The organism is Leifsonia sp. NPDC058194, from assembly GCF_042883605.1.
GTDB lineage: Bacteria > Actinomycetota > Actinomycetes > Actinomycetales > Microbacteriaceae > Leifsonia.
Genome location: NZ_JBHVVL010000008.1, coordinates 26,616 through 40,706 on the forward strand (window position 1 = coordinate 26,616; position 14,091 = coordinate 40,706).

The following is a 14,091-nucleotide window of genomic DNA, read 5'->3' on the forward strand; positions in this document are numbered from 1 at the left end:
CTCCCGGGACATGGGCGTCCCGAGATTCGATCCAGTCAGCCCACCCGGCGAGTGCTTCCTTCCGTGCCCACTCAGCACCAGCGATAAATGCTTGCCAGCTGGCCGGGAGGTCGGCAGGGTCTACGCCGCCCGTGTAATCTCGCCAACCCTTCCGCATCACTTCGTCTGGTATGTTCACCGCTCCCCCTCGGGCACTAGGTCTTCCCAGTTCTCGGGCCAGCCCGTGAAGCCGATGACGCCGCCGAACGCATCGCGGGTGACTGTGTATCCGAGCACGCCGCACAATGTGTAGCGCTGACCATTCCTCGGGTCGACATATTCGCCAGGCTCCGGCACTTCGACCCGCCCGCGACTAGTGATGATGGTTTGGCCGCTCATGCCTGTTCCCCCTCAACCGGAGTCCATGGGCCAACCAGGCGCTGTAGCGTGACCTGGCGAAAGTCGTCGTCTGAGAGGTAGTCACCGGACCACGCGGTGCGCTCCTCAGTCCTCATGCTGTCGAGTTGTGCCCGCAACGCGTCACGCTCAGCCTCAGCTGTCGCGAGTTCCTTGTCCACGTCTTCGATCAGGGCGATGAGTTCCCGGTAGGTGTGGATGTCCTGGCGAGCGCAGTAGGCGTCGAAAGCCGCCTGCGGATTCTTGACCAGAGCCTCAACAGCATCCGCCAACTCGCCAAGAGTGACATCCGGCTTGTACGGGCCTCGGACGGCCTCGATCAGCCTCATGTAGTCGTCGCTCATCGGTAGATCTCCTTTCCGGAGCCACCACATCGACCGCATTGGTTGTGCAATCCGGGGTGCCGGCCGCTGCCCTTGCAGAGTTTGCATTTCGGCAGGGCGGCGAACCGCAGCGCCCTGGTCTGATTGCGATGCCACCGTGCGTGAAGTGCTTCGTCTTCGACGGTCGCGCCGCATTGGTCGCAGGTCATGTCTGGTTCTCCTTCGTGGGTTCGGGTGTGTGGCAGTGGCATGCGTCTTTGTGCCACTTCGGGAGGTGGTCGCGTGCGGTGCTGTGACCGAACGGTGACCAGCAGCACGACTTCTTGCACGGCGGTGGGGTGTCGGTTCGTTCTCTTGGTGTGGGTGACCACTCAGGACGAGGAGACAGATCGATACGGGACCTCATCAGGCATCACCGCTAGCCCGTGTTTTGTCGCCCGCCCACTCCGCATCGCGGTGCGCATCGTTGATCTCCCAGGGCGAGAGCAGGCGGCGGTACTCCTTGAAGTGCTCCGGCAGGATGTGGAGGCTGGCGAGCTCGCGGTCGGACCGATCCCGAAAGCGATGCAGCGGAAGATCCCACTCGACCTCTCCGAAGTAGTCCACGGCGCCGCAGTAGATCGGGTCGCGTCGCCGTTGTGACTCGCGGATCGCGTCCTCGCTCTCGTTGCACTGCAGGCACAGACGCTCAGGCATCGGTCATCGCTTCCTCGAATGTGTCTGCCCCGTTCTCGAACTCGATCACCCGCAACAGTTCGATCGGGGACAGTTCAGGTGCCGGAGGACGGGTGATGGTCTGATCAAACATTGGTGATGTCCTTTCTCCCGTTCGCGGGAAGACCAAGCTGGATGCGGCGATACCGGACGCCGCCTTCCGATGCGTCCAAAACGAGCGCGATGCGCCGATCAGACAGGCCCTGAGAGTGAAGCTCAGCTACCTTCGTGGGCTCGATGGGGGCAAGTCGCTTGCGTTCCCTTCGCGGTGCGCCGAGGAGGTCTTCGGCAGCCTCCACGAGCAGGTCAGAGACGCTCATCTCTCGCTTCTCGGCGATGGAGACCAGGCGTGCCCAAGCATGGTCCGGGAACTTCACGTTCATCACACCACCCCCAGAGTCAGCGCATGTGCGCGAGGCTGATGCGCTGAACACGGGGATGGACGCCCGCACCACATGCAGGTTGGCGACCACGAACCCACAAACGCATTCGGCGCATCGTGGTGAAGCGGCTCCCGATGGGCAGTCTTCGCGGCGGCCGACATGAGCGTGATCGTCAACTCAACCGGGAGAGGTTCTGGGTTGAGTCGCGGTGCCTTGACCGCTGCACGGAGACCCTTGCCTGACTTCACCATGAGCCCCCAACCTTCAGGCAGTTCGTCCGGCTTCACGATGTCTCTGCGCGGGACGACCAGCCACCAGTGGTGCATGTACCGCTTGAACGCCTCCGCCTTGGTCGGGTCGCGTAGCTCGGTCAGCCAATCGGAGCGCGACACCTTCACCTCGTGTCCGTGGAGCGCCAGCGTGGACGCATACTTGTCCGCGGCAATAAAGTCCGCGATCCGCTGCGGGCCGGAGGCGTATCCATCGAGTCGGGCTCGCACGTGTTCGGCCCGCACCCACCGGTCCGCGTATGTGCCAGGCCGACGTGCCATGTACCGGTCGAGGAGGAGATCGAGCATGTCCCGCTCGGTGTACTTCTCAGGCGCTGGCTTCGGGGCGATTCCCTCGAGCATCAGTTCGTTGCTCATCACGCCACCCCCAGGTCGACTCGTGCGTCGAAGTCGCAGATGGATTCCGGAGTGTTCCTACATGCCGTGGCGACATACCCGCCCAAGTTGGAGATCGGGTCCAGGGTGAGCTTCCCGAACTCCTGTGCGAACACGAACGCCTCAAGGAGGCTCATGTCCCGCATCAGAGTGTCAGCAAGGGTGCTTCGGAGTTCGGCCAGGTCTTTGATCCCGACCTCGTGCGCAGCTTCAATCCAGTCTTTGTCGTTTGGACCACGCACGTAGGTTGTCTCGTTAACAGGAGAGATATCGTCTTCCCCCTTCCTACTTCCTACTTCCCCCTTCCCCCTTCCGTCGTGCCGGTTTCCGCGGTTGAGCGTCGGAATCTCCGCCACTCGCTGGTATAGGATGCAATCTGCCTGATCAGGGCCAGGATTTGAGCGCTTCGCCTTCTTCTCCGTCCGCTGGTGCTCTTCCCACGACGGAATTGAGTAGAACTCACGGCCGCCGACCGAGTACCATGCGACGTCGAAGCAGGAAGTGACCTCTTCCGCCAAGCGGCGGAAATTCCGCGGTTCAACCTCGGAAGATTCGTCATTGGGGAACGCGAAGCCCAACAGGCGTCGAGGGTTTGCATCACCAACACCCCAGTCATCCGCCCAGTTCCACATAGCGATGAAGAACAGACGCGCCCTAAGCGACGCAGCAGCAGTCCCACGGCTGTCCCAGAAGTCCGGCTTGATCGTCCGAATTCTCGGCATCAGCGCACCCCTCCTTTCGTTGTGTATCCGCCGGCCGCGGTGATCAGTTCGATCGCTTCCGCAGCTTTCATCGGGTGCGCCCTGCCTTCCGTGTCGGGAAGGAAGTAGCCGCCAAGATTGCGGTCATAGAACGGGACCTGGTCTGCGGTCATGAGCCGGTTCCTTTTGAGCTTCCAGCCCATGCGGAGACCGGTCCGGAGGAACGTCGCGTCAGCCTCGAGCAGCTGGTTGTGATGAGCGCAAAGCATCACTCCATCCGCCGGCGTGACCTTGGGCGCCTTACTTCCTCGACCACCCGAGCCGGACGATTCGCGGTGGTTCCACTCGAGGCGACCGAAGCAACCGGAGGGTCCGGCGATGCACCGGTGACCGTCTCGGAGCGATGTTGCGTCGCGTACCTTCTGCGTCGGGGCCGTCATGACACGACCCCGAAATGCTCTGCACGTGCCTGCTCGACGGCAACGATCGCGTCCTCGATCCGGTCGAATCGCCCCAGAGCGATCCGCTTGTAGTTGACGCAGATATCGGCACGCCACTTGTTCCTGGTGGGATCCCAACTAACGCCGCGTACGCCGCTCTTCGAGTCCGCGTGCGGGCCCGAGAGGTTCTGCATGTTCTCCATCTGGGTGACCGCGCGGAGGTGATCAGGGCGGACACATGCTCGGTTCCAGCACTTGTGATCGATCACGAGGTCTTCTGGAATCGGACCGTTGACCATCTCGTACGAGATTCGGTGTGCGAAGTACATGGTCGAGCGCGCGGAGAACCGTCCGTGTCCCTGGTTGTGGAGTGTGCCACGCCAGATCCAGCAGCTGTCAGTCTTCTCGACGAGGAACCAGAACCGCTCCTGCTCGTCAGGACGAAGAACGATCGAACGCTCCTTCATCGGCCGGCTCATGCGGTCACCTCCGTGACAGTGACTTCGAAGTGCGGCTGTGCGTCCTTCTCGTATCGGATGGTGGCGCCGCGCTTCTTTCGCTGCCATTCGTTCTTGCATGTCCGGCATTGACGCTTTCCGGACGAATCGCTATAGAGGTTCGCTCCGGAGTATGGATGTCCCTGCGGACAGTGGGTCTTCTCACGCTGCGCAGCCTGCGCCGCCTTCCCGTACTCGCCTCGACGCCGGTTGAGCTCGGCTGTGACTGGCTCGAGGTGGTCCGGATTGACGCACTGCCGGTTCTTGCAGAGATGATCAATCTGGAGGCCCAGAGGGATTGGCCCCATCAGCAGCTCGTACGCAACGCGGTGTGCGGTCGTCATCTGCCCCTTGAACCAGAAGGCGCCGTAGCCGTCCTGGCGGACCGCTCCTTGCCACTCCCAGCAATCGCCTCCGGCATCAACCTTGGGCCAGAAACGGATCCAAGGATCGCGCGCTGTCATCGTCATGACACGGCCCCCAATTCGGTGATCGTCACACTGAAGTGAGCAACGGCGTCCCGCTCGTACCGAATAGTTGCGCCAACCTTCTCCATATGTGCCGGATCGTCATCCGGCACGACGTGTGCGCTGATGCCTTTGTCCGCTCCGATGCCGTCGTAGATGGCTTTGAGGAAGGGGGCAAGGTTGTCCTCGTCGCGTCGATGGCGTGTGTTGACCACCCAGACGACGTCGACACGGCACCGATTCAGCGCCGGCACATTGGCGCCACGCACATGCGCGGCGACAAGGGTGCGGACGATGCTGGTGCTGCGTGCCTTCACCGACCAGTGTCCGGGGCGGTCGTTCGCGGACAGTCCCTTCGGTGCCCGCTCAAACGCGAGGTCGAACGTCCATGACCGGCTCATGCGGCGGCCCCCGTTTCGTGTCGTAGCTTCCGCAGTTCGCGTGCTGTGAGTCCGCCCCATGTGCCCCAGTACTCGCCGTTGTCGATGGCGTATTGGAGGCATTGGGCTCGGACTTCGCAGCTGGTGCAGATGCGTATGGCGGGGCGTGGTGATTCGCCGCTTTCCGGGAACCATGCGTCGGGGTTTGTGGTGGCGCATGCAGCTGCGGCCATCCAGTCGAGTGGGGTTTCGTCGGGCAGGTTGACGGCGATCAGGTCGAACGGGTCCGCGGTCATGAGTCGGCCCCGTTCTCGGTCTGCGCTGCCTGTGCTTCGCGGTAGGCGTTGGAGAGGGCGAGCATGATGGGGTCTGGTGCGCCGGCGGCTTTCGCGGCTTGTCCGAGTGCCCCGATCGCCTCGAGGTTCCCGGCTGCCTGTTCCAGTTCGGTGAGCCAGTCGCGGCCGTTGAGGGGTTGCACGGTGAAGGGTGCACGCTTGCCACGGGTGACTGTGAGGGCGATCTTCAGGGCGGCGTCTATGTTGGAAAGGTGGCTGATTTGGATGCCGCCGACTTCTTCTTTCCCGAACCGGATGGTGGGGTTGCGGAAGAGGGTCATCTGTCGGCCGGCGTAGTTGGTGCTGTCTGCACCCCAGGCGGCGACGAGGACGCGTCTCATGGACTTGGACGGCTTGTACGGGCGTCCGTTGCCGAACTCTTCGGTGACGACATGTACCGGCTGCTCAGCGTTCCCCTGGCGCACTTCGGTGACGGTGACGGTGACTGGTCCGGCGATGAGGTCGTCCGCGTTGAGCTGGTCCGAACGTGGGGCGATGCTCTCGGTGAGGTTCATTCGGAGGCCTCGTATCCTGCTCCCTGCCACGCGCCGATTACCTTCCCGAGGGGACGATCGAGGATGCGCAGGTATGGGCGGGGCTCGCCACGGCGGAAGCCGCTAAGAAGCTGGTCTCCCCACCGGATGGCACGCTGATCGTCGCTGTCCTGGTAGATGGCGACCCAGGAGAGGCGTCCGCCCTCGGTGGTCTGGATTTCGATGGTGCTCATGCGATGACTCCTTCGGAGAACATCAGCCACGTGGGTGGCTGCAGAGGTTCAGTAGTTGTGGGGTAGCCGGGCCACAGATCAGCTGCGGTACAGGCGGCGTACGTTTCGTAGGCGCGTCTGATTTGGCGGCGTCCCATGTCGGCGAATTCGGGTGCGAGCTCGTACACACCCACCAGGTAAGGGGCGGTCTTCTCGACGACGACGAACCGCATGCGGGCCATGAACTCCCCCGTCGCCACCCCGTACGTCTGCAGGTAATGCTCCTGACGGACGTCGTACCGGAGTTCTGGTTTCGCGACGGTGCGGGCGAATGCTTCGGGTGACGCATCCGATGCACTGGTTTTCAGGTCGACACACCAGGGGTCGTCGACGGTGAAGTCGGGGAGGTAGTCGAACCGGCATCGGATGGGCACACCAGTGTCGGGGTCGGTGGCGAACACGGATGCTTCCGCCTGCCCTGCCTGCTCGAACAGGGACCGTGCGAGCGGGTGGGCGAGGACGGATTCGGCGATGGCGTTGATCTCGTCGTACTCAGCCTGTTTGACGGGGATCTTCCCCGCATCACGGGCACCCTGGATGAACGCACGAGCGCCCTTCGTGGATGCCGCACCGTTGACCGCGAGGTATTCGGCGGGGATCGCTGTCACAGGTGCACCGACGCCGAGGACTTTCCCGTGGACTGCGGATCCGACGTCGTACGCCTTCTTCGCTGGTTCGGGGTTGTCGCGGTAGTGCTTGTACTTCGCCGGCGCTTGCAACAGCTTCACCAGACCGGTGCTGCTGAGTGCGGGATCCGAATGATAGAGACGCTCATCGAGGCCGTGAACAATGCCGGTGTAGCTCATTCGTGGTCCTCCTGTTCGTGGTCGTCTTCGTCCCATACGTCACGGTCCATCCAGGGTTCGGCGGGGTCGTGGTCAGGGTCGGGGCAGGTGTGGTCGGGCCATTCGTCGGCGGGGACTGTCTCGTCACACTCGAAGCAGGTGGTCAGTTCGATCACGACCTGACCTCCGCGAGCACTTGGGCGGCGATGGTCTCCGGAAGCTCACGGAGCCCGAGTGCGCCCTTATACGGGATGGGGGTCGTCAGCGCACGCGGGTGGGCTAGTTCGAGGTGGAATGCATCGGGTTCTGCCCATTCGGAGCAAGCGCCATAGGGCTTGCCCGGTTGGAAGCAGGATCGGACTGAACGAAACCGCGAGGACTCGGTGTTTGGTCCGTGGTGCCCGCCCACGATGTCGATGACGCCGATGATGTGGCCTTCGTCACTCCACCAGGGCATCGGCGGGTTCCCGAGGCGAGCTCCGGATGCCTGCATCGCATCGTCAAGCGCTCGTGATGACCATGCCGCGTCGTACTGAAGTCCTACGTGAATGGCGACCGGGCCGCGGTAGGTGCCGGCGATGTTCCGGACGCGGTTCTCGACGTTCTTGCCGCCGTGGATGATTGCCCACGCCCACGGCTGCCGCACGGTGAGGATTCGCATCAGCACAGCTCCTCATCGGTCGGGGTGTACTCGGCTCGGTCGCGTCGTTCGTCTCCTGCTGCTTGGAGGTCATCCCCATGCGGGTCCGGGGCGATGAACGCGGGCTTCGTGGGGCACGACGGGGCAGGGGTCTTCGGAGGAAGGTCACGGTGAGAGAACTCAGGACCGTAGAGAATGTCCGCCAGGTTCCGGGTCAGGTCGTTCATCGGTTCAACTCCGCCGGGATGAACGTCGGGCGCATGGTGTCCACAACGTCGGTCGCCCACACGTCCTCTCCCGCGAACTCACCCGTTTTCCATGAGGTGGTCACAGATCGGTCCAAGTACTCGTCGTAGAGCTCGCCGTTCTTCTTGACTCGTGCCCCGTAGACGGTCAGCCAGCCACGCAGCTTCCATCCCCCATCACGCCACTCGAAAGTGGCTTCGACATCGCTCACTTTGATCGGCTGGGTGGCGTAACCCTTGTGCATGACTTCTGTGTTGAGTCGGGCGGTTACCGTGACTTTCGTGGCCGTGATCGTGAAGGTGTCGCTCATCGGGCACCTGCCAGGACGTCGAGTGCCAGCGTGAGGCCCGGTGTGGTTTCGGTTTCCCGGGTGATGCCGGTTCTCCTGTCGTTCAGGTCCGCGTTCACGACAGCGCGCATCGCGTCACCCTTGGGGAACAACGGGTGGTTGCGAGACATCGGGGCGAGGAAGTCATCCATGATCGCTTTCGCGGCACGGACACGGTCCAGGTTGGTCTTGAGGTTGCTCATCGGTCTTTTTCTCCTTGCAGGTATGTGTTGAGCTGGTTGATCCCGTAGGCGGCCAGCATGAGTAGGACGGCGAGTACTCCACCGATCCGGTAGAGGAGGGGTTGCTGGGTGAGGGCGCCGGCGAAAGCGAGCACCACTGCCAGCAGGAATGTGGTGATCAGGAAGGTCTTCACGCGTACGTCACCCCCGTGAGGCGGAACATCCACATGACGACCGCGATGACGGCGAGCACGGCTGCGAGGACCACGATGGTGATGAGTAGCCAGTCCGGGCCGAACGGTTTGTACCCGTTCATGCGCCCATCACCGCCCATGCGATACCGGCACAGATCGCGACGAACACGGCGAGTGTGATCACGAACGCGACCACCGCAACACCTGCCGGGCCCGGATCCTGAGGGGTGTAGTCGGGTCTCATCACGACTCCCCGAGGATCGCGCGAGCGAGGTTGAAGGCCTCGGGGATACCGAGAGGCGCACGCGGGCCTTCGCCGACGACCTCGATGTTCCGCAGCGAATCCCGCAGGATCGCGAGTACGGGGTCGAGGGTGCGATGCAGAGTCACGACCGCATCGAGGTCGGCGTCCTCACGGAACCAGCCGTAACCTTCGCCGCCGCTGAGAAGTGCGCTCCCCTCACAGCTGACCAGGTCGACGTCGTAGGGCGACGTAGCGATACGCCACGGCCCTGGAGAGCTAGCGGACCTGAGCCCTTCGAGCTTCTCGATCGCCGCTGCGATCGTCTCCGCTGCGGTCATCGGATCGCCCTCCTAAGGGCTCGGGAACCCCGCAACCAACGAATGATCGGGTTCCAATGAGTGAGGACATGAGATCGACGGCGGCTCATCGGAATGCCTTCCGTTCGACCAAGTGCAACCACACCGACGCCACCAGCACAGACACCACCGACGCCGACACCACACCAGCCGCAAACACCCTCAAAGTGCGCATCACGACACCGCCCTACGGAGGATCGCGAGCGCATCGCCATCGACAGGGACCCCGTAACGGTCATCCAGAGCACCCGAATACGCCTGCAAAAACTCGACCGTCCGGTCGGCGTACGCGACCGTCGTCTGACGGCGGGCGATCATGTTGATCAGATCGGTGCGGGTCATGACGCCACCGCCTTGAGGGTGAGCCGGCGCCGAATGGCAGGCAACGCGGCGGGATAGATGTAGAGCGTCGTCTTGATCTGCCCGTTGTGATGCCGGGGAGCGTTCAGCTGCTCCTTCGACTTGAACTTGTCCCGATGTGCGGATGCGGCGAAGTACTCGTATTCGCGGACGTTCTTCTGCCGCTTCTCCGACCAGTGCCAGAGCTCCCGGCGCGTGATCCATCCGGCGTCCAGCAGCGCACTCCGGAGAGCATGCTCACCCATCCCGAGCTCGCTCGCCGCGACCTTGAACAGGATCACGTCGGTGCGATCAAGGAAGTTGTCGACGTACTCGACCTTCGGGGCATCCTCCTGGACCTTGGCCTCCAACTCCTTCACGGTCGCCAAGGCGGTCTGTGCCGCAGCCAGGATGAGTTGCACACCCTCGATCGACGTCGGATCGAACGCAGGCTGTGAGAGTTCCTGAGTGCGCGTCTGAATCGCGAAGTACTGCTGAGCGCGAGCAACCTCAGGCTTACGGGCATCCGCGTTCTGCAGAAGGATGTAACACCCGTACCGGGTCAGCTGCACATCCTCGATCTCCCGGGTGCCACCGTTCGGCATCGGCGATGATTTCGCGGCGCCGCGAAAATGTTCGGACGCGTCCAGACCGGACGCGTCCACCGATGCAATCGCACGAGTGATGGCGTCGGAGAACCGTTCCCACCGCTCGTACCCTGCGTAGGGCATCAGGTCACGAGCCGACCACACCTCACCATCCGTGAGCGTGATGATCTTCAGACTGTCCAGAGACTCCTGGATGGATCTCGGTACAATTACGTTGTCAGGCACTTCCTTGCCTTTCTCTTGATTCGCCCTCGTTCCAGCGGGGGCGTTTCTTCGTTTAGGGGGACTGAGCAGCTTCGGGTGAATCTCAGGACGTCTTCGCCGGCGGCTTCACAGGCCAGGACTTGATCCACCGCTCAACCTCTTTGGCCGTGAAGCGCGGCTCCGAGGTCGGGAAAGTGGGGATGAGCTTCCCGGCATCGACGTGGTTGCGGATCGTTCTTCGGGAGAGGCCCACCAGTTCGGCGAGTTCGTCGTACGTGTACGCCTTCTTCTCAGCCGAAGTTTCAGCGGGCTCTACGGTGGTTGTCTTGCGGGTCACGTGGTGACCACCTCCTCAAACAGGTCGGGGACCGACAACGCAAGAAAGCCGCCGACCGCGATCAGCTGCTCGAAACTGAACGAGGCACCTCCTTCGAGGCGCTCGTCCAGAGCAGTGACCGTCATGTCGGCGGCTTTTGCTACGACAGACTTGTCGTAGTGGTTGTCACGGATGGTCGCGGCGATCTTCTGGCCGACCATCTCGTCCCGAGTTCTTAAGTACATACGTGCAGACTACAGGTACACACGTACCCACACAAGCACAGATGGGCACTTTTTGGCACACATGTCCCCATGGCATGGCTAAACTGACCCAGTGGAAAAGGGAACGCATAACCTCGCACTAGCCGCAGAGATCCGAGCAGAGCGCGCAGCTAAAGGGCTGACGCAGAAACAACTCGCCGACATCTCAGGCATCAACTACGAGACGTTGAAGCACGTCCTCAAGGGAGACCGGGACATCAACGTGACCCAGATCGCGGCATTGGCGGACGCGTTCGACATCCCCGCCAGGGATCTGGTCGACCGCGCAATGGCTCGAGCGGAACGAATGTCGGCGGGGTCGACTACATCTTCTACTAACGAAGAGAAGAAGGATCCGCGCGAGATGGACGCGGACGAGCTCGACAAGCTACGCCAAAGCGATGTCGCATTGGCAGCTCACCCGAAGACCGAGGAGAGCGAGCAGGACGAGCAGTTCCAATAGGGGAGGCAAGGTGGGCGGGTATGACCCTTACGCAGATGCAGAAGAACGCGGGATCGAGGTCATACACCGGCCCATCAGGACCGACAACGGAATGTGGCTACCAGACCACAACCTGATCGTCATCCGATCCGGAATGCGAGCCATCCACGACCGGTCCACCCTGGCGCACGAACTCGCCCACGCAAAACTCGGCCACCGCGACGACCGCCCCAAACATGAAGTGTTGGCGGATCGTGCGGCAGCCGAGAAGATGATCGACTACGACGAATGCGTGGACACGATGAGGTGGTGCCCGGACGCTCATCGGCTCGCTATGGAGTTGGGTGTGTCGACTCGATTGCTGCGGGTGTTCCTGAACGTGCACCGGTTGGCGAGTTGACCAGCGCCGACATCTGCTCGAGGGCCCGCCGTATGCGGGCCTGCTGCGCCTTTGACCGTGTCTTGTACGACCGAGACATTGCCCGGTCGGAGTGCCCCACGATGAGCGGGATCAGGTCTTCGTCCACGCCGGCTTCGTAGAGCAAATCGACAGCCGTGTGGCGCAGGCCGTGAAGGGGAACATCCTTCTCGATACCGGTGTCTGCGAGGACGGTACGCCACAGACGCGTGTCTTGATCAGGGTCGATCGGGCGGACTTGGTTCTTGTCGTTGACCCACGTGAATACGAGCCCCCAGGGGTTGTCCGGCTGGGTGGCCATGTGTCGCTCGAGGATAGACCGCAGAGGGTCCACGAGCGGCAGGATCCGCCATCCCGCGTTCGACTTGGGTCGAGTCCAGTAGAGGCCACCGTCGATGTGTCGGTACTCGTAGTCGGCGGGTACGTCGAGGCGACGGTTGGGGCAGCTGTGCGCGATCCGGTTTCCGCACGGGTACTTCGCCCGACCGTTTGGCCATTTCTCCTTCGGGAGCCCGCATCCGTGTGCCCAGATGATGCGTTGGAGTTGCCAGGACAGGTCGAGTTCTTCGCCTACTCGGTCCCGCTCGAGACCGATGACCTCACCCCTTCGGGCGCCGGTGAGGAGCGCGGTCGCCCAGCGTGCGCCAAAGACTTTGTCGTCAGCGATGTGACCGAGAACCTGCACCACCTCCTCGAGCTCGAACGCCTCCTGATCGTTTCGCTCCTTGCGGGGTGCGTCCATCAGCTTCGCCACGTTCCGCCCGACACGACCTTCCCGCATCGCGATCTCGAGGCTGCGGGACATGATGCGGTGCGCGTTGAGCGCGTACGTGGAGGTTGCCCCGCCGGCGAGCATCGTCCGCTCTACTTCGCGGATGTGGTTCGCGGTGAGCTTCTCGAGCTTGATCGTCCCGATTGTGGGGATGATGTGCCCGAAGATCACGGATGAGTACCCGCGGATCGTGGATGGGCGGCGTTCCTTCTTCACGACGTTCTCGAACCAGTACGTGAACCATGCCTGCACGGTCATGTCGTTCGTGTAGAGATCGCCACGCTCGCGCAGGTCGGCCTTCTTCTGCTCGAGCTTGATCATCAACTCGGTGGGGCTCTTCGACCGGATCGGGGTCTTCCTGCGCTTCCCCGCGTGCGGGGGTAGCTCGAGCCAGACTTGGTAATACTTGAGCGGCAAGGTGTCGTCAGCGGGAACCCGGAAACCCGCGAATCCCCTTGGTAGCTTGGTAGCCCCTTCACCCTTCCCGCGTGCCATGACCCTCCTCAACCCATCGACTATCGGGGGTTGCGCGCGAGACCGAAATGGGCTTCTTGCCCCAGAAGTTCTGCATGGCTCGGCTCCAATGGTCGCGCTGCGCTTTGGAGGGGAAGGTCTGGACGACTGGTCCTTCAACCAGAACGCCCCATAGGTCCGTGTTGGGCTTATCCATTTGATCCTTCTCCTTCTCGGGTGCCATGACCCTCCGCCGATTCGAGGTCTGGGGTGCTGACAAGCTCATTACGTCGCCGCCGCTCATCCCGGACCAGCGGATCGATGAGCCGGGCCGCTCGGTAGGTCGCCCACCAGACATTGGTCTGACTCGGCTGCGCAACTGCAGTCTCGAACTCGTTGAACTCTTCCTCGCTCATTGCACGGAGCCGCTCCTCCATCTGCGCCAGGTGCTCGGCGTAGAGACGCGCGTATGGCTCCAGGGTGCGATTCCACTTCGGCTTGTCCATCAGTGCTCTCCTGTCTCAGAATCCGCAGGATCGTACACAGGCTCAACATGCCCGTGCAGCGGATGCGCGTTGCGCTGATGAGTCATCAGGCGCACCTCTGCCGAAGCGCGCCCAGGGTCCGTCTGCGCCGCTCGCCAATCACAGTCATCACAAACTGCTCGCCATCGCTGCCTGGCCATCACGCCGCCTTTCGTGATGCGGGGCGCTGTGCCCCGCGAAGTCTTCTGTTGATCGGAACCACCTCCGTACTCTGGGCGGGCTCCGTCGCCCGTACCGCTAATCTCCCGTGCGCGCTCCACCGGCCATCACTCAGGACTCCGATGTGCTGCGTTCTTCTGCGATCGAGGTGAGTAAACTTCCTCATGTCGACCAGCTCCTAACTGGATCGGCGCGAAGGCCCTGGGCTCCACCCCGGGGCCTTCACTATTTGGTTCGGGTTAGTAACGCGGTCGGTAGGTAGACAGCCCGTAGATCGGGTGCCACGCCTGAACCGCAGTGCGGAAGCCAGTGGTACTCACCCACGGCTTCGGATCATGCGCCTCACACATCGACTCTCCCTTCTTGGTGTACCCGGATGGTGTACCCGAATACCTGCGAGCAGGTGCACTGCTGTGCTCACGTATGCACACTCTATATGCACATTTCGCAGCTTCGCAAGTACAATCGTACCATTCCGTTCAACTGAAAATCGAAAGGTCACCGGATCGATGCCGGTCGGAGCCACCAGA

General features: G+C 62.4%; 29 protein-coding genes. 2 read left to right on the top strand and 27 right to left on the bottom strand.

What is annotated here, in order from left to right; all coding sequences use genetic code 11:
* Positions 1-174: 174 nt before the first annotated feature.
* The 25 genes from ACFVU2_RS21160 to ACFVU2_RS21280 form a co-directional block, all read right to left on the bottom strand.
* The gene (locus ACFVU2_RS21160) at positions 175-378 is read right to left on the bottom strand and encodes a hypothetical protein (RefSeq protein ID WP_387878707.1); all 204 of its coding nucleotides are present in this window, start codon (positions 376-378) and stop codon (positions 175-177) included.
* The gene (locus ACFVU2_RS21165; RefSeq protein ID WP_387878709.1) at positions 375-740 is read right to left on the bottom strand and encodes a hypothetical protein; all 366 of its coding nucleotides are present in this window, start codon (positions 738-740) and stop codon (positions 375-377) included. Before ACFVU2_RS21165 ends, ACFVU2_RS21160 begins: the two co-directional genes overlap by 4 nt.
* A 384-nt stretch (positions 741-1,124) precedes the next feature.
* Positions 1,125-1,415 (bottom strand): hypothetical protein, encoded by a 291-nt coding sequence (locus ACFVU2_RS21170; RefSeq protein WP_387878712.1) that lies wholly within the window; start codon positions 1,413-1,415, stop codon positions 1,125-1,127.
* Between the two features lie 104 nt (positions 1,416-1,519).
* The gene (locus ACFVU2_RS21175; RefSeq protein WP_387878714.1) at positions 1,520-1,816 is read right to left on the bottom strand and encodes a hypothetical protein; all 297 of its coding nucleotides are present in this window, start codon (positions 1,814-1,816) and stop codon (positions 1,520-1,522) included.
* Positions 1,816-2,463, bottom strand: coding sequence for a hypothetical protein (locus ACFVU2_RS21180; RefSeq protein WP_387878717.1), 648 nt, complete (start codon positions 2,461-2,463; stop codon positions 1,816-1,818). The genes ACFVU2_RS21175 and ACFVU2_RS21180 overlap by 1 nt, the downstream gene beginning before the upstream one ends.
* A complete protein-coding gene (locus tag ACFVU2_RS21185) occupies positions 2,463-3,203 on the bottom strand; it encodes a hypothetical protein (protein ID WP_387878719.1) in 741 nt (246 codons plus the stop codon). Before ACFVU2_RS21185 ends, ACFVU2_RS21180 begins: the two co-directional genes overlap by 1 nt.
* Positions 3,203-3,355, bottom strand: a complete 153-nt coding sequence (locus ACFVU2_RS21190; protein WP_387878722.1) for a hypothetical protein — start codon at positions 3,353-3,355, stop codon at positions 3,203-3,205. The genes ACFVU2_RS21185 and ACFVU2_RS21190 overlap by 1 nt, the downstream gene beginning before the upstream one ends.
* Positions 3,356-3,618: 263 nt before the next feature.
* Positions 3,619-4,101, bottom strand: a complete 483-nt coding sequence (locus tag ACFVU2_RS21195) for an HNH endonuclease (RefSeq protein ID WP_387878723.1) — start codon at positions 4,099-4,101, stop codon at positions 3,619-3,621.
* A complete protein-coding gene (locus ACFVU2_RS21200; RefSeq protein ID WP_387878726.1) occupies positions 4,098-4,589 on the bottom strand; it encodes an HNH endonuclease signature motif containing protein in 492 nt (163 codons plus the stop codon). The genes ACFVU2_RS21195 and ACFVU2_RS21200 overlap by 4 nt, the downstream gene beginning before the upstream one ends.
* Entirely contained in the window at positions 4,586-4,987 is a 402-nt protein-coding gene (locus ACFVU2_RS21205) for a hypothetical protein (RefSeq protein ID WP_387878729.1), read from the bottom strand. Before ACFVU2_RS21205 ends, ACFVU2_RS21200 begins: the two co-directional genes overlap by 4 nt.
* Positions 4,984-5,262, bottom strand: coding sequence for a WhiB family transcriptional regulator (locus ACFVU2_RS21210; protein WP_387878732.1), 279 nt, complete (start codon positions 5,260-5,262; stop codon positions 4,984-4,986). Before ACFVU2_RS21210 ends, ACFVU2_RS21205 begins: the two co-directional genes overlap by 4 nt.
* The gene (locus tag ACFVU2_RS21215) at positions 5,259-5,816 is read right to left on the bottom strand and encodes a hypothetical protein (RefSeq protein WP_387878734.1); all 558 of its coding nucleotides are present in this window, start codon (positions 5,814-5,816) and stop codon (positions 5,259-5,261) included. The genes ACFVU2_RS21210 and ACFVU2_RS21215 overlap by 4 nt, the downstream gene beginning before the upstream one ends.
* Positions 5,813-6,028: a hypothetical protein gene (locus ACFVU2_RS21220; RefSeq protein ID WP_387878737.1), complete on the bottom strand. Its 216-nt coding sequence runs from the start codon at positions 6,026-6,028 to the stop codon at positions 5,813-5,815. The genes ACFVU2_RS21215 and ACFVU2_RS21220 overlap by 4 nt, the downstream gene beginning before the upstream one ends.
* Positions 6,025-6,873 carry a PD-(D/E)XK nuclease-like domain-containing protein gene (locus ACFVU2_RS21225; protein ID WP_387878739.1) on the bottom strand — a complete coding sequence of 283 codons (849 nt, stop codon included), beginning with the start codon at positions 6,871-6,873 and terminating at the stop codon, positions 6,025-6,027. Before ACFVU2_RS21225 ends, ACFVU2_RS21220 begins: the two co-directional genes overlap by 4 nt.
* A complete protein-coding gene (locus ACFVU2_RS21230) occupies positions 6,870-7,028 on the bottom strand; it encodes a hypothetical protein (protein WP_387878740.1) in 159 nt (52 codons plus the stop codon). Before ACFVU2_RS21230 ends, ACFVU2_RS21225 begins: the two co-directional genes overlap by 4 nt.
* On the bottom strand, positions 7,025-7,513 hold the full coding sequence (locus tag ACFVU2_RS21235; RefSeq protein WP_387878742.1) for a hypothetical protein: 489 nt from the start codon (positions 7,511-7,513) through the stop codon (positions 7,025-7,027). The genes ACFVU2_RS21230 and ACFVU2_RS21235 overlap by 4 nt, the downstream gene beginning before the upstream one ends.
* Positions 7,514-7,715: 202 nt before the next feature.
* Positions 7,716-8,048 (bottom strand): hypothetical protein, encoded by a 333-nt coding sequence (locus tag ACFVU2_RS21240; RefSeq protein WP_387878744.1) that lies wholly within the window; start codon positions 8,046-8,048, stop codon positions 7,716-7,718.
* Positions 8,045-8,269 carry a hypothetical protein gene (locus tag ACFVU2_RS21245; RefSeq protein WP_387878747.1) on the bottom strand — a complete coding sequence of 75 codons (225 nt, stop codon included), beginning with the start codon at positions 8,267-8,269 and terminating at the stop codon, positions 8,045-8,047. Before ACFVU2_RS21245 ends, ACFVU2_RS21240 begins: the two co-directional genes overlap by 4 nt.
* The gene (locus ACFVU2_RS21250; protein ID WP_387878749.1) at positions 8,266-8,442 is read right to left on the bottom strand and encodes a hypothetical protein; all 177 of its coding nucleotides are present in this window, start codon (positions 8,440-8,442) and stop codon (positions 8,266-8,268) included. Before ACFVU2_RS21250 ends, ACFVU2_RS21245 begins: the two co-directional genes overlap by 4 nt.
* Positions 8,439-8,564 carry a hypothetical protein gene (locus tag ACFVU2_RS21255; protein ID WP_387878751.1) on the bottom strand — a complete coding sequence of 42 codons (126 nt, stop codon included), beginning with the start codon at positions 8,562-8,564 and terminating at the stop codon, positions 8,439-8,441. Before ACFVU2_RS21255 ends, ACFVU2_RS21250 begins: the two co-directional genes overlap by 4 nt.
* A gap of 121 nt (positions 8,565-8,685) precedes the next feature.
* Positions 8,686-9,024 carry a hypothetical protein gene (locus ACFVU2_RS21260; protein WP_387878752.1) on the bottom strand — a complete coding sequence of 113 codons (339 nt, stop codon included), beginning with the start codon at positions 9,022-9,024 and terminating at the stop codon, positions 8,686-8,688.
* Positions 9,025-9,216: 192 nt separating this feature from the next.
* Positions 9,217-9,384, bottom strand: a complete 168-nt coding sequence (locus ACFVU2_RS21265; RefSeq protein WP_387878755.1) for a hypothetical protein — start codon at positions 9,382-9,384, stop codon at positions 9,217-9,219.
* On the bottom strand, positions 9,381-10,214 hold the full coding sequence (locus ACFVU2_RS21270; RefSeq protein ID WP_387878756.1) for a phage antirepressor KilAC domain-containing protein: 834 nt from the start codon (positions 10,212-10,214) through the stop codon (positions 9,381-9,383). Before ACFVU2_RS21270 ends, ACFVU2_RS21265 begins: the two co-directional genes overlap by 4 nt.
* 82 nt (positions 10,215-10,296) lie before the next feature.
* Entirely contained in the window at positions 10,297-10,530 is a 234-nt protein-coding gene (locus ACFVU2_RS21275; protein ID WP_387878758.1) for a helix-turn-helix domain-containing protein, read from the bottom strand.
* Positions 10,527-10,730: a hypothetical protein gene (locus tag ACFVU2_RS21280; RefSeq protein ID WP_387878760.1), complete on the bottom strand. Its 204-nt coding sequence runs from the start codon at positions 10,728-10,730 to the stop codon at positions 10,527-10,529. Before ACFVU2_RS21280 ends, ACFVU2_RS21275 begins: the two co-directional genes overlap by 4 nt.
* A gap of 115 nt (positions 10,731-10,845) precedes the next feature.
* Here ACFVU2_RS21280 and ACFVU2_RS21285 point away from each other — a divergent pair, with 115 nt between their 5' ends.
* Both ACFVU2_RS21285 and ACFVU2_RS21290 read left to right on the top strand, forming a co-directional pair.
* The gene (locus ACFVU2_RS21285) at positions 10,846-11,235 is read left to right on the top strand and encodes a helix-turn-helix domain-containing protein (RefSeq protein WP_387878763.1); all 390 of its coding nucleotides are present in this window, start codon (positions 10,846-10,848) and stop codon (positions 11,233-11,235) included.
* Between the two features lie 91 nt (positions 11,236-11,326).
* On the top strand, positions 11,327-11,614 hold the full coding sequence (locus tag ACFVU2_RS21290; protein WP_387878770.1) for an ImmA/IrrE family metallo-endopeptidase: 288 nt from the start codon (positions 11,327-11,329) through the stop codon (positions 11,612-11,614).
* On the opposite strand, the gene ACFVU2_RS21295 is transcribed toward ACFVU2_RS21290, so the two are convergent.
* Together ACFVU2_RS21295 and ACFVU2_RS21300 are read right to left on the bottom strand one after the other, a co-directional pair.
* A complete protein-coding gene (locus ACFVU2_RS21295) occupies positions 11,547-12,899 on the bottom strand; it encodes a tyrosine-type recombinase/integrase (protein ID WP_387878766.1) in 1,353 nt (450 codons plus the stop codon). The two genes, ACFVU2_RS21290 and ACFVU2_RS21295, sit on opposite strands and share 68 nt — an antisense overlap.
* Positions 12,900-13,066: 167 nt before the next feature.
* Positions 13,067-13,363 carry a hypothetical protein gene (locus ACFVU2_RS21300; RefSeq protein ID WP_387878768.1) on the bottom strand — a complete coding sequence of 99 codons (297 nt, stop codon included), beginning with the start codon at positions 13,361-13,363 and terminating at the stop codon, positions 13,067-13,069.
* Positions 13,364-14,091 lie beyond the last annotated feature (728 nt).

Excerpts from the sequence above, each read along its gene's own strand:
- ACFVU2_RS21160 (WP_387878707.1), bottom strand. The coding sequence starts at position 378 with ATGAGCGGCCAAACCATCATCACTAGTCGCGGGCGGGTCGAAGTGCCG.
- ACFVU2_RS21165 (WP_387878709.1), bottom strand. The coding sequence starts at position 740 with ATGAGCGACGACTACATGAGGCTGATCGAGGCCGTCCGAGGCCCGTAC.
- ACFVU2_RS21170 (WP_387878712.1), bottom strand. The coding sequence starts at position 1,415 with ATGCCTGAGCGTCTGTGCCTGCAGTGCAACGAGAGCGAGGACGCGATC.
- ACFVU2_RS21175 (WP_387878714.1), bottom strand. The coding sequence starts at position 1,816 with ATGAACGTGAAGTTCCCGGACCATGCTTGGGCACGCCTGGTCTCCATC.
- ACFVU2_RS21180 (WP_387878717.1), bottom strand. The coding sequence starts at position 2,463 with ATGAGCAACGAACTGATGCTCGAGGGAATCGCCCCGAAGCCAGCGCCT.
- ACFVU2_RS21185 (WP_387878719.1), bottom strand. The coding sequence starts at position 3,203 with ATGCCGAGAATTCGGACGATCAAGCCGGACTTCTGGGACAGCCGTGGG.
- ACFVU2_RS21190 (WP_387878722.1), bottom strand. The coding sequence starts at position 3,355 with ATGACCGCAGACCAGGTCCCGTTCTATGACCGCAATCTTGGCGGCTAC.
- ACFVU2_RS21195 (WP_387878723.1), bottom strand. The coding sequence starts at position 4,101 with ATGAGCCGGCCGATGAAGGAGCGTTCGATCGTTCTTCGTCCTGACGAG.
- ACFVU2_RS21200 (WP_387878726.1), bottom strand. The coding sequence starts at position 4,589 with ATGACGATGACAGCGCGCGATCCTTGGATCCGTTTCTGGCCCAAGGTT.
- ACFVU2_RS21205 (WP_387878729.1), bottom strand. The coding sequence starts at position 4,987 with ATGAGCCGGTCATGGACGTTCGACCTCGCGTTTGAGCGGGCACCGAAG.
- ACFVU2_RS21210 (WP_387878732.1), bottom strand. The coding sequence starts at position 5,262 with ATGACCGCGGACCCGTTCGACCTGATCGCCGTCAACCTGCCCGACGAA.
- ACFVU2_RS21215 (WP_387878734.1), bottom strand. The coding sequence starts at position 5,816 with ATGAACCTCACCGAGAGCATCGCCCCACGTTCGGACCAGCTCAACGCG.
- ACFVU2_RS21220 (WP_387878737.1), bottom strand. The coding sequence starts at position 6,028 with ATGAGCACCATCGAAATCCAGACCACCGAGGGCGGACGCCTCTCCTGG.
- ACFVU2_RS21225 (WP_387878739.1), bottom strand. The coding sequence starts at position 6,873 with ATGAGCTACACCGGCATTGTTCACGGCCTCGATGAGCGTCTCTATCAT.
- ACFVU2_RS21235 (WP_387878742.1), bottom strand. The coding sequence starts at position 7,513 with ATGCGAATCCTCACCGTGCGGCAGCCGTGGGCGTGGGCAATCATCCAC.
- ACFVU2_RS21240 (WP_387878744.1), bottom strand. The coding sequence starts at position 8,048 with ATGAGCGACACCTTCACGATCACGGCCACGAAAGTCACGGTAACCGCC.
- ACFVU2_RS21245 (WP_387878747.1), bottom strand. The coding sequence starts at position 8,269 with ATGAGCAACCTCAAGACCAACCTGGACCGTGTCCGTGCCGCGAAAGCG.
- ACFVU2_RS21255 (WP_387878751.1), bottom strand. The coding sequence starts at position 8,564 with ATGAACGGGTACAAACCGTTCGGCCCGGACTGGCTACTCATCACCATC.
- ACFVU2_RS21260 (WP_387878752.1), bottom strand. The coding sequence starts at position 9,024 with ATGACCGCAGCGGAGACGATCGCAGCGGCGATCGAGAAGCTCGAAGGG.
- ACFVU2_RS21265 (WP_387878755.1), bottom strand. The coding sequence starts at position 9,384 with ATGACCCGCACCGATCTGATCAACATGATCGCCCGCCGTCAGACGACG.
- ACFVU2_RS21280 (WP_387878760.1), bottom strand. The coding sequence starts at position 10,730 with ATGGTCGGCCAGAAGATCGCCGCGACCATCCGTGACAACCACTACGAC.
- ACFVU2_RS21290 (WP_387878770.1), top strand. The coding sequence starts at position 11,327 with ATGTGGCTACCAGACCACAACCTGATCGTCATCCGATCCGGAATGCGA.
- ACFVU2_RS21295 (WP_387878766.1), bottom strand. The coding sequence starts at position 12,899 with ATGGCACGCGGGAAGGGTGAAGGGGCTACCAAGCTACCAAGGGGATTC.
- ACFVU2_RS21300 (WP_387878768.1), bottom strand. The coding sequence starts at position 13,363 with ATGGACAAGCCGAAGTGGAATCGCACCCTGGAGCCATACGCGCGTCTC.